The organism is Gottfriedia sp. NPDC056225 (assembly GCF_042267765.1).
In the GTDB taxonomy this organism is placed as follows: Bacteria; Bacillota; Bacilli; order Bacillales; family Bacillaceae_G; genus Gottfriedia.
This window is the reverse complement of record NZ_JBHJTJ010000076.1, coordinates 1-11,315: the sequence shown is the minus strand read 5'-3', so window position 1 is coordinate 11,315 and position 11,315 is coordinate 1. Positions and strand designations below refer to the sequence as shown.

Below are 11,315 nucleotides of genomic sequence, written 5' to 3'. Positions count from 1 at the left end.
TATAAAGAAAAATATAAAATTAAAGAATTAGCAATTAAAGATTTCTTAGAATTAAAAGAGGATCCATATGTAGATTTCCCTAATATAATCAAGTGTTATCAGATCGATGATGAAACTGTTTTAAATAATTTATATAGTGAGGAAGAAAAGGAATCACAACAAGAGTTTTATGAATTTTTATTAAATACCTATCCAGATGAAGAATTTAAATTAAAGGATCAAAAAATAATTAATATTATTTTAGAAAGTAAAGACGGTAAACGAATTAGTGGTTATACGAGACAAGGTTGTAGGTGTGATTATATAGAAAAAGAATTAGTAGTTTTTATAGGAATAGAGGCGGAGAACCAGAAATTAGATAACATCAAATTCATAAACTATTTAAATGCCTTAGATGAAATTGGATATTTATAATATTTATTCTTGTACAACTAATGCACTGCATTAGATGTACAAGTGTTCCTAGGGTTGTCAATTTAGATAACCTTTTTTAGTTCAAAAATCAAAATTAAAATTTAACAAAAACCGATTATTTTAATTCGAAAGTAACAAGATGAGATGATTTGCATGTACATAGGCACACAGTCAAGCACGCGATACATATAATTTAATACGGTATGTGCGAAAGCACTTAACCGCCCTAATAACACCGGAAGAATTATACAAAAGGGAAGGGCGGGGTAGCATGGAAAACAATGATTCAAAGAATAACAGTGCTACATCAGCTCCTAATAAACCCGTTGGCACAGTAATTCTACGAAATAAACCAAATATTAATTTAATAGCGAAAAGTGTAATGATTGCCTTTAAAAACGGTACTACAGTAAAAAAGTAGTCCGTTTTTTTATTGTTAAAGTACATTATTTAAAAAATGCAGTACCTACTTTTGTAGTAGATGCACCAGGTGGTGGAGGGAAAATTTCACTTCAGCCAAACTATATCGTCTCTCAAAGTAGTAAAAAAACCGTACTTCGAAATTTTGAAGGTGTTATAACTTCTTATCCAGAGCCTGAGAATTATCAAGAAGATACTGCAGAGGATTATTTTTCACTTGTTTATCCTGATTATTTAAATAAGGCTGCTAAAGTTGGTATTGCTAGTATTATGAATGATCAAGTACAAAGCTTAATTCCAGCAGATTTAGAAAGAATTAAAAAAAGGGAGCAGTATCAAACAGATCCAACACATAATTCATTAAAAGATAAAAGAGAAAAAAGAGATGAACTAAAGGAGAAAAAATATCAAGCTCAAATTCAAAAAATGGATGGAAGTGAAAAGAAAGATGAGTAATCCATTAAAGTGTGATTGGTGTGGAGAGGAAAATGCAATAGAAACAAAAGCTGTTGTACATTGGGAATTACCTGATGGCTCACGCGCAATCACAATTACAAATGTACCATCATTTCATTGTAATCAATGTAATTTCACTTATCAGAAGGAAGAGATGGTTAAGGAAATAGAAGATCAGTTATTTCTTATTTCAACAAAACTACTTCCAGTTTCGGTGTCATTTGATGAATTAATGAAGCAGCCGAGGTTGTTAAAAAGAAATTATTTTGACTTCTCGTCATAGAACTTGTATTTTTAAATTATAAAATAGTTCGCTTATCTAGTTTTTTGTAAGCGGGTATATAATATGAAAATATAAATAAAGCTGAGGGAGAATCATGAGAAAGTCATTTTACCATTATATGATGAAACATAGAAACTATAAAATTCCTACTGATATTGGAATATTAGCAGATCATCTTTTTAATGATCACTCGTTTCCAAAACAATCTTCAAGCTATGACGAAATTAGCTCATATTTAGAATTGGATGGTACTTTTTTACAATCTATGAGCGTTTTCGACGAAGCATGGAACTTATATGAAGAAGATCAATAGATGTAACTTAGTTTAAACTAAGTTGCATCTTTTTTATTTATAAAAAAACTGTGTTAGTTCTTCTATTTATAATTTGTACAGATCGCTCTTTGAACTTGCTTTAAACTTCTGCCCTATAAAATAGGCTAATCCCTTTTTTTATTTACTCTGAAAATGACAGACAATTATCTATCGGCTGCATAGTATACAGTAAAAACGTATTAGTCACGACGAATGGAGAAGGAGGTAAGAAGTATGACAAAGAAAAAACAACCGAAGTATAACGTAGATGATATTGTCGTGATAACGTTATATGGAACTGTAGGTAAGATAACAAATATTAAATTGATGGATGGCGTTTTTGTATATGAGGTCAATAATCATGACGGACTTTATGTTGAGAATACTCTTCAACTTCTCAACGAATATGATGGGAAAAAACTTGAAAAAGAATGGATCGAAGTTAATTATTCATTTTCTTTCGGGGATCTCGTTCAAGTCAACGGATATGAAAAAGAAATTTTTCGTATTGTTGGATACCGTACTGAAGTTTGGCGATATAAAAATGACGCGTGGGAAGATACAATTTATGAATTAGCGCGCATTACTGATGGAGAATGGTTAGAAGCCGATGAAACAGATTTAACTTTAATTGCATCAGCACAAACTGCAAATGCAATCTTGAAGAAATTAAGAAATGATAAAAATGGCATTACTAAATTAGACTTAGAAAAACTGCGCTCAATGAATGATTTTAATAAAAATAGAAATAAAACAACAAAGCAAGAAATAATCGATGGATTATTAGATATATATAATGATTATGCTGTTTTATATTCAATCTTCCAAGATGAAGAATATAAAATTGTGATGGATCTTGTGCTTAAAAATTTAAATAAATTCTCAGAGAAGAAAACGAATTGAGAGAGAGGATATTCTACAATAATTGTAGAATTATATGAATCATAAAAGGTATGCCTATCCCTAATAAAATAAAAAATGCAATTGTCGTCAGTTTTTCAGCAACTTCTTCAAACTTGTCATCATTAACCATAATTTCTTTTAAATTAGCTAGCTTGTCCATTTTTATCATTGGTAATCTCGCTCCCTTAACATGTTTTAATTGAATATATGCTTGTCAATGTTGTATTATGCTAAAGGTTACATATTAATATTTTTTGTGCTTAGTAAGGTTTTTTTCATATTTTCTCATTTTTCACATATTAACTAGTAAGGGGTGATGCTAGTGAAAGAAATTGAGGTAGTTATTGATACGGAAGAAATAGCAGAATTTTTCTATCAACAGCTCATTCAACGAGGATATGTTCCTGAGGAAGAGGAAATTGAAGAATTAGCGGATATTACTTTTGAATACTTACTGGAAAAATGTATGATTGATGAAATTGATGAAGAAGATGAATAGTCATGAAAGTGGCGACGGGTAATCTCGTCGTTTTTCTCTGTGTATCCAAAGTACAAGCAGACTTAGCGGTAAATTAGATTTGGAGGAATTTATGAAAAAAAATAATTGGATACTAATTATTACGTCTATCTTTCTATTTATTATTTTAGGACTTATTTATGATTCGAAAATGATTCATAACCTGGACCAATCAGCATTTAAGTTCTTTGAATTCATTCGGACTGATGCATTGGATTCATTTTGCTATTTCTTAAGGGATTTTGGTTCTTCAAAGATGTATTTGACATTCGCGGTCATCATCTTAATCTATTCAATTATTCTTAAGCGTATATGGACAGGCATTTCTTTAATTATTACACTCTTAACTGCTAGAGTAGTTGTTACATTTTTAAAAGATATATATGAGAGACCACGTCCAACTTCAATGTATTATGTTGAAAGTGGATTTAGTTTCCCAAGTGGACATGCGGTTATGGCAACAACTTTTTTTCTAAGTTTAGGATTCATTTTAATTGTGCTTCAACCTTCTTTAATGAAGCATAAAAGAGTAATTCAATTTATCGCACTTTTAATTATTTTTTTAATTTCGATGAGCAGAATTTACTTACATGTACATCATTTCTCTGATATTATTGCTGGTTGGTTAGTTGGATACGCTTGGTATAGTATTTGTAAAAATATATTTATTTTTTTACATGAAAGAAGACAGGTTTAAATAAAAAACACACCTATAAAATATAGATTTGATCTATGTTATAGGTGTATTTTTTTATATTTTATTCTTTATGAGACAATCAAGTAGGCCAATATAACTGATTTAAGAATAATGTATATTTAATTGTAGCATCCATACGTTTATCGAATTCCCGAGAACGAAAGCCATAAGTAATATTTACGACTACTTCATAAGGAGAAATAATATGAGCACTAGTATCAATCGTTGTTCTAAAGAACATACCTTCTTGGTCTGAAAAACCATAATCAATTCCGCTTAAAACACTGCTTGCACTTAAAACTCTAAAGGGATATGTTCGAAATAAACGTGAAATCGTTCTTCCACCTGTAAGTGCTTCTGGAAAACGAACAACATCTTCAATGAAGTTAATCACAATTTATCACCTCAAAAGATGTATATGTCATAATCACATAAATTTATGTTGTAATACGAATTGATATGGTAAACGAGGTGCTAATGTAGCCTTAAAAGTTTTAACGGAAATACATAGATAATCAAAGGACAATGGGACTACATATAAATGTCTTATTCAACAGAATGGCTTGATGTAAGAAAAAGATTTATTGAAATTAATCTGAATAAAATAATAAGGTCGTATAACAATACTCGAATTGTTAGGAGTGTTTATAAATATGCCTGTTATTAAAAGAGAAGAGAAAAGCCGTAGGGTAGGTCTTGTGATTTTATACGTTTTTGTGATTGGAATAGGAGCTTTATTTTTTCCTATAATCCAAAATACATATAACAAACTTAGTATTCAAAGAACTAAGACCATTACTAACGCTTCAAAAACACTTACAAAAGACGAAATTTATATACTTGAACGAAATCAAAGAATTTCTGCTACTAAATTTGAGAAAGAAAATGAATGGCTGTCTAAAGAAATTAAAACAGGTGCAACAATGATCGAGTTTAACTATGACTTTATGTATGATCATCCTGAATATGATTCAGTTAAAATTTCATTTACTGTAACCAAATACAAAGTTGCTGGGAAAACAGTAGCGTTTATCTCGGATGAAGGAAAAATAACTAAAATTCATTCGAAAAGTGGCTGGAAAGATTACACTACTAAATAATTAGAGTGAATTAACGCCACTTTTGTTTAACAACATTTAAGCTGCTTCGGTAGCTATATTTTTTAGTAAATGTCTAGAGAGTTGTTTAATAAGATTGTAGAAAAATAGGCAAATTTACTTTGGTAATTTGAAAGGCATATTTGTTAAAATTGACTAAGATATTCATTGATTTTCCTTAAAAAATTTAAATGTTTTCATATAGGAAGAAGAATTTAGATAGCTATACATCATAAAAAAAGCTTACATAAAAAAGCACGCAAAAATATAGTAAAAGGATTTTTGGAGGGGTAAAATGTTTGAAGGCGGAGATTTTTTGTTTACGTTCGGTCCCATTTTTATTGGTATCATGTTTGTAATAGTTCTATCCATAATTGTAATATCAATCATAAAGGGAGTTTCACAATGGAATAAAAATAACAACTCACCAAAATTAAATGTAAAAGCCAAAGCTATAGCTAAAAGAACAGCCGTACAAGGTGGAGTGGAAAATAGGTCATATAGTAGTTATTTTGTAACGTTTGAAGTAGAAAGTGGAGATCGAATAGAATTTCAGGTAAAGGATGCTGAATACGGAATGATTGTTGAAGGTGATAATGGAGAACTTGCATTTCAAGGTTCTAGATTTCTTGGTTTTAGTAGAATCAGATAAACTTGAAACGCTTCATTAATTTTAATCTGTCATCGTAGTTACCATATATTTAAAGCTGATTGAACTAGCGTTTTGTATTAATCGATCATGTGGTCTTTTTAGTTAATTGCAAAAAGGATTATCCAAATATCATGGGGAAAAAGCCAAAGTTCTCTAAAGTTACAAATACACGTTATGATAGTATAGTCATAAAAAGGTATTTCAGTCACACATAGCGTAAAGTATGGAAAGGAATCGATTTATGAGAGATTTTTTTTTACGTTTGATCCCCTTAATTGCCATGATTTTTGTAACTATACTTAATTTCATTTCTAAAGATTATGTATCATTTGTCATTTGTTTTTTTATTGTCATTTGGTTAATATATTACTTTCTCATTGGAGAGAAGAAAGAAAAAGAAGTAAATTGAATTTCTCTACATGCTTACATACTATATATCTATATCCAACTAAGCGCATTCGATAGTTGGATAAGAAAATTAACATTAACAACAAAAGGCATTGCTCAAGCAATGCCTCTTTTGCATTTATTTAATACCAATTTGCGTATTATTTAAATTACTAATTCAATAATTGTTGCAATGTGGTTTTATAATTAATACCTACTTTTATTATTCAAAAGTAGATAAGAATTCTTCTACTGATTCTGGCGTTTTTGCATTTGCACTATGTAAATGACCAATTTTTTCACCGTTTTTATATACTAGTAAACTTGGAATACCCATTACTTGTTGTTCACTAGCGATTTCTGGAAACTCATCGCGATCCATTGTGTACCAAGTAAATGAAGGATGTTCTTCGATAACCTCTCCAATAAATGCATCTAAACGTGTACAATCAGGACACCAAGTTGCAAAGAATTTAACGACTACTGGCTTTTCACTATTTATAACTTCTTCATATTTTTTTACATCAACTAATTTTTCCATAATTGCCTCCTAAGCTTTTATAGCTATATTTTGTATCATATTTAGTAGTATTTCAATTATTTTAGCTTAATAATGCATTTTTTAATTTATTCATTTAAAAAGGATACAAACGTTCGTATGTTGATGTAAAATATAATTAAATAAAAAGCTGTAGTTTCGATACAAGAAAACGGCCAATAAAATAAATGAGGTGTATTAAATGAAGTTTATTCATACTGCAGATTGGCACCTTGGTAAAATTGTACATGGTGTACATATGACAGAAGACCAACGTTCTATTTTAGATGAATTTATATCAATAATTAAAGAAGAAAAGCCTGATGCAGTAGTAATTGCAGGTGACTTATATGATAAAAGTGTTTCTCCGACTGAAGCAATTGAATTATTAAATGATGTGTTCCATAAGATTGTCCTTGAGTGCAATACGCCAATTCTTGCAATTGCTGGAAATCATGATAGTGCTGAACGAGTTGATTTTGGTAGTCGATTTATGGAAAAAGAAGGTATTTATTTAGTAGGGAAATTTCAAACTCCATTTAAGAAAGTGATTTTATATGATGCTGAAGGTGAAGTGCATTTTTATTTAATTCCTTATGCCGAACCAAGTATTGTTCGCTATATACTAAAAAACGATGATATTCATTCGCATGATGATGCAATGAGAGCAATCATAAATAAAATTAGAGATGAAGAATTAGATCCGTCTGTCCGTAATGTTTTTGTTGGACATGCATTCGTAACGAATAATGGTGAGCCTTCAGATGAAGAGACTGAGGGAGAGCGTACACTTTCGATTGGTGGGGCTGAATATGTATCTCATCATAATTTCAAGCATTTTAATTATACTGCTTTAGGACATTTGCATCGCGCGCATTATGTAGGCAATAAATCAATTCGATATTCAGGTTCTCCTCTAAAATATTCTTTATCAGAAGAAAATCATAAAAAAGGTTGTTTAATTGTTGAAATACAAGGTAATGGCGAGTTATCTGTTGAAAAGAGACAGTTTCATCCAATTCGAGATTTGAGATCAATTGAAGGAACAATTGAGGAAATAAGACAACATCCAGTTAATCATGATTATGTGTTTGTAAAATTAACTGATGATCATATGGTTGTACAACCGATGGAGCAAATTAGAACCGTATATCCGAACGCAATGCATGTTAGCCGAAAGCGTTCAGCAGTACAATTAGATAACAAAAATCAATTAAGTTTAGTAGATAAACAATCAAAAAATCAACTTGAACTGTTTCAAGCATTTTATAAAGAAATGAAAAATGAAGATTTAAAAATTGAAGATGAACAATATATGAAAGAAATAATTCATGGGATTTTTGTAAGGGAGGAATAGAATTGAAGCCATTAAAAGTAGTACTTCATGCATTTGGACCTTACAAAGATAAGGTGAATGTTGACTTTAGTAAATTAAATGAAAAAGGCTTATTTGCGATTACTGGTCCAACTGGTGCAGGTAAAACAACAATTTTTGACGGAATCTGTTTTGCTTTATTTGGAGAAGCGAGCGGTGAAAATAGAAATGATCAAGCTTTACTTCGAAGCCATTTTGCAGATGATGATCTATATACAAGTGTCGAGCTGACTTTTGAATTAAAAGGGAATCATTATAATATTTTTAGGCAAAAAGGGCATCAGAAAAAGCAAAATAAAGGAATAACTGGCGACAAAATAGAGTTTTATAAAATTGAAAATGATGAAAAGGTACCATATTGCCAAGAATTTAATAAAACATCTATTGTAAACAAAAAAGTTGAAGAGTTATTAGGAATTAATGCCGATCAATTTAAACAAATCGTATTACTTCCTCAAGGTGAGTTTAGAAAATTATTAGTATCAGATACGAAAGAAAAAGAAGAAATTTTACGTAAGATTTTCAGAACTGAATTATATGAAAAAGTAGCTGAAGATTTGAATTTAGCTAGAAAAAATAAGGAAAGTCACTTTAATAATTTAAAACAAAAAATAATGATCAAATTAGAAGTGATTGAAAAAATCTTAAGTGAAAAAGGCATTCAACTAGCTGACGATTCTCAAATTAACCTACATTTAGTAAGTGATATTTTGACTGAACATATTTCAAGTATGATAGAAGATTTAAAAAGACTTGAAGAAACAGAAAAACTACAAAAATCACAATTAGAGGTTCATCAACAAAAATTATTCTCAGCAGAAACGCATAATAAAAACATTGATCGTTTGCGTGAAATCATTGAATTATTAGCGATGTTGAAAGACCAAGAGATAGATATTGAAGATAAAAAAGTGAAAATAAAATTAGCTACAAATGCTGAGAAAGTATTGCCTGTAAAAACTGAACTTGAAAAGCTTAATAATTCACTTCAAGTTACGAATGATAAATTGTTAGTTGAAATTGAAAGTTTAAAAGGAACACTTTCGAAAATTGAACAAATTTCAGCAGAGGTAGAAACCCTTCCTGAAGAACATAAAAAATTAGTAAGTTTTGAAAGCCAATTAAATAATTTAGTAGCTCTAAAAGATGATATTAATCAATTTCAAAATCTAAAAATCGAGTTCGATCATAAGTCGAAAAATCTAATCAAAGCTGAAAGAGAAGAACAATCATTACAAATTGAATTAAAAAAAGAGACCGAAGAATTAAACAAATTAAAATTGAGTTTAATTGACCTAGAAGGAGTCCATGAAGAGTGGGCTAAAATTTCCTTATTAAGTAAAGAAATTTCACAAAAAGGCGGGGCTGCAAAACGGATCGTGTTTGCAAAAAGAGATTTAGAGCAAAAAGTAATTGACTATCGTAATAAAGAAGTCGAGCATAGTAAATTTAAAAATGAATTAGACCGAATCGAACATGAAATGATTCAACAAAAGGCTGCCTTTCTAGCGAAAGATTTAAAAGATCAAGAGCAATGTCCGGTATGTGGAAGCACTCATCATCCTTCTCTTGCTAAATTTAACGGGACAGTAAACGAAGAAGATGCAGAAAAGCTGAAACAACAAGTGAATGCACTTCAGACTGAACTTGCTACAATCCAAGGTGGCATTCGAAGCATTGAAAACACAGTGAAAAGGGATGAAGAAGCCTTTTTAGAAGAGTATGGTCAATTTGACTTTACAAATGAAGGTTTAAAAGGTCTAGTAAAAGAATTTAATGATAATGAAACAATACTAAAAGAGCTTACAGTGAAAAAGGCTACATTTGAACAAGTTAATAAATTAGTAAAAATAAAAGAACAATTAGTTAGTGAGTTAATGATAAAAGTTACTGAGAAATCAGACGTAATGAATAAGCTGACTAATGAAATAAATGGATTAAAACTAAGTGTTGTCCAAGTAGAATCGAGATTACCTGAACAGCTTAGAACTCTTGAACTATGGCAAACGGAAAAAAATGATTTAGAAAAACAAATTGTTACTTTAAAAGCGAAAATATCCAAGATTGAAGAAGAGCACAAACTCTTAACTGAGCAGAAAACAGTGAAAGAAACAACTTGTTCGCATCTTGAAAATGATGTATTAAAATTAAAGCAAGAAATTGAAAAAGTTTCGATAACATATCACGAAAAATTATCGGAGTATCAGTTTAAAATTGAATCAGAGTTTATAAGCGCAATTGAATATATAAAGTATGTTGATCAGTATCGCAGCGATTTATCGACTTTTGAAGAGAATCTGCAAAGACTAACTACTGAAAAAGGGTTACTTGAGCAACAAGTGCAATCAAACGAAAAAATAGATGAGACTGATTTAAGAAGCAAGGTACAAGAAATTACACAAAATTTAGATGGAATCGTAAATGAAATGATTCGTATTCAAGAATCAACTAAACGATTAAATCTGTTGAAAATTGATTTGAATACTTATCAAGAAGAGTTTGTAAAAACCGAAAAAGAATTAGCTGGCTTAACAGATTTATATAAAGTAACAAAAGGCGATAATGATAAAATGATTTCGTTTGAACGTTATGTCTTATTAGATTATTTCGAACAAATCATTGAATCAGCAAATATTCGACTCGATCATCTATCGAATGGCCAATTTCAATTACAACGAAAAGATTCAGTTGAAAAAGGACGAAAACAAAGTGGATTAGGATTAGAAGTTTATGATTCGTATACAGGTTTAGCCAGAGATGTAAAAACATTATCTGGTGGAGAGCAGTTTAACGCATCACTTTGTTTAGCTTTAGGAATGGCAGATATCATTCAAGCACATAAAGGTGGTGTATCGATTGATACGCTGTTTATAGATGAAGGGTTTGGTTCGCTAGATGATGAATTATTGTCAAAAGCAATAGATACACTAATTCAGCTTCAAAAATCAGGTCGTTTAATAGGCGTTATTTCCCATGTTCAAGATGTGAAGGATGCAATGCCTGCAGTAATTGAAGTTCATAAGACGAATAAAGGTTATTCGGAGATCTCAATTTTAATTAAATAATATGAAATGAATGCCGGAAACAAGATGTTTGTTTCCGGTTTATTAATTTTACAAATAAGTTTTATAAAATGAAATATATATGTAATAGGAGACAGGTATTAAAATTGATAGTTAAACTTTGTAAACAAACTGGGTATTGGAGGGGTTTAACAATATTTGACATAGTATTGCATATTTAAACAAGAATAGATATAATTA

14 protein-coding genes and 1 pseudogene are annotated in these 11,315 nt (G+C 30.1%); 12 read left to right on the top strand and 3 right to left on the bottom strand.

Annotation, left to right across the window (positions count from 1 at the left end):
• From ACFCYN_RS23745 to ACFCYN_RS23720, 6 genes and pseudogenes are all read left to right on the top strand, one after another.
• On the top strand, window positions 1–414 hold a 414-nt coding region (locus ACFCYN_RS23745), incomplete at its 5' end, for a hypothetical protein (RefSeq protein ID WP_375952297.1).
• Between the two features lie 271 nt (window positions 415–685).
• Window positions 686–835 (top strand): hypothetical protein, encoded by a 150-nt coding sequence (locus ACFCYN_RS23740; RefSeq protein ID WP_375952295.1) that lies wholly within the window; start codon window positions 686–688, stop codon window positions 833–835.
• Between the two features lie 38 nt (window positions 836–873).
• A pseudogene (locus ACFCYN_RS23735) lies at window positions 874–1,290 on the top strand (lysine 2,3-aminomutase); the annotation flags it as partial.
• A complete protein-coding gene (locus ACFCYN_RS23730) occupies window positions 1,283–1,573 on the top strand; it encodes a YokU family protein (protein ID WP_172444349.1) in 291 nt (96 codons plus the stop codon). The pseudogene ACFCYN_RS23735 and the gene ACFCYN_RS23730, both read left to right, overlap by 8 nt.
• A gap of 94 nt (window positions 1,574–1,667) precedes the next feature.
• Window positions 1,668–1,886 carry a YozE family protein gene (locus ACFCYN_RS23725; RefSeq protein ID WP_172444350.1) on the top strand — a complete coding sequence of 73 codons (219 nt, stop codon included), beginning with the start codon at window positions 1,668–1,670 and terminating at the stop codon, window positions 1,884–1,886.
• 234 nt (window positions 1,887–2,120) lie between these two features.
• A complete protein-coding gene (locus ACFCYN_RS23720; protein WP_056466277.1) occupies window positions 2,121–2,789 on the top strand; it encodes a hypothetical protein in 669 nt (222 codons plus the stop codon).
• A gap of 13 nt (window positions 2,790–2,802) precedes the next feature.
• Here ACFCYN_RS23720 and ACFCYN_RS23715 read toward each other — a convergent pair whose 3' ends face one another.
• Complete coding sequence (locus tag ACFCYN_RS23715) at window positions 2,803–2,958, bottom strand: hypothetical protein (RefSeq protein WP_172444351.1); 156 nt, start codon at window positions 2,956–2,958, stop codon at window positions 2,803–2,805.
• Between the two features lie 153 nt (window positions 2,959–3,111).
• Between ACFCYN_RS23715 and ACFCYN_RS23710 the strand changes: the two genes are divergently transcribed.
• Both ACFCYN_RS23710 and ACFCYN_RS23705 read left to right on the top strand, forming a co-directional pair.
• Window positions 3,112–3,288, top strand: a complete 177-nt coding sequence (locus ACFCYN_RS23710) for a YozD family protein (protein ID WP_087997714.1) — start codon at window positions 3,112–3,114, stop codon at window positions 3,286–3,288.
• Between the two features lie 91 nt (window positions 3,289–3,379).
• Window positions 3,380–4,003: a phosphatase PAP2 family protein gene (locus tag ACFCYN_RS23705; RefSeq protein WP_375952290.1), complete on the top strand. Its 624-nt coding sequence runs from the start codon at window positions 3,380–3,382 to the stop codon at window positions 4,001–4,003.
• Window positions 4,004–4,082: 79 nt separating this feature from the next.
• Here ACFCYN_RS23705 and ACFCYN_RS23700 read toward each other — a convergent pair whose 3' ends face one another.
• Window positions 4,083–4,397, bottom strand: a complete 315-nt coding sequence (locus ACFCYN_RS23700) for a hypothetical protein (RefSeq protein ID WP_375952287.1) — start codon at window positions 4,395–4,397, stop codon at window positions 4,083–4,085.
• Between the two features lie 259 nt (window positions 4,398–4,656).
• Here ACFCYN_RS23700 and ACFCYN_RS23695 point away from each other — a divergent pair, with 259 nt between their 5' ends.
• Both ACFCYN_RS23695 and ACFCYN_RS23690 read left to right on the top strand, forming a co-directional pair.
• Complete coding sequence (locus ACFCYN_RS23695) at window positions 4,657–5,103, top strand: hypothetical protein (protein WP_375952284.1); 447 nt, start codon at window positions 4,657–4,659, stop codon at window positions 5,101–5,103.
• 292 nt (window positions 5,104–5,395) lie between these two features.
• On the top strand, window positions 5,396–5,752 hold the full coding sequence (locus ACFCYN_RS23690; RefSeq protein WP_172444354.1) for a DUF2500 domain-containing protein: 357 nt from the start codon (window positions 5,396–5,398) through the stop codon (window positions 5,750–5,752).
• Window positions 5,753–6,362: 610 nt separating this feature from the next.
• Here the strand turns inward: ACFCYN_RS23690 and ACFCYN_RS23685 are convergent.
• Entirely contained in the window at window positions 6,363–6,680 is a 318-nt protein-coding gene (locus ACFCYN_RS23685; RefSeq protein WP_098117844.1) for a thioredoxin family protein, read from the bottom strand.
• A 199-nt stretch (window positions 6,681–6,879) separates the two neighbouring features.
• Between ACFCYN_RS23685 and ACFCYN_RS23680 the strand changes: the two genes are divergently transcribed.
• Complete coding sequence (locus tag ACFCYN_RS23680) at window positions 6,880–8,034, top strand: exonuclease SbcCD subunit D (protein ID WP_375952280.1); 1,155 nt, start codon at window positions 6,880–6,882, stop codon at window positions 8,032–8,034.
• A 2-nt stretch (window positions 8,035–8,036) separates the two neighbouring features.
• A complete protein-coding gene (locus ACFCYN_RS23675; protein ID WP_375952277.1) occupies window positions 8,037–11,117 on the top strand; it encodes an AAA family ATPase in 3,081 nt (1,026 codons plus the stop codon).
• Window positions 11,118–11,315: the final 198 nt, after the last annotated feature.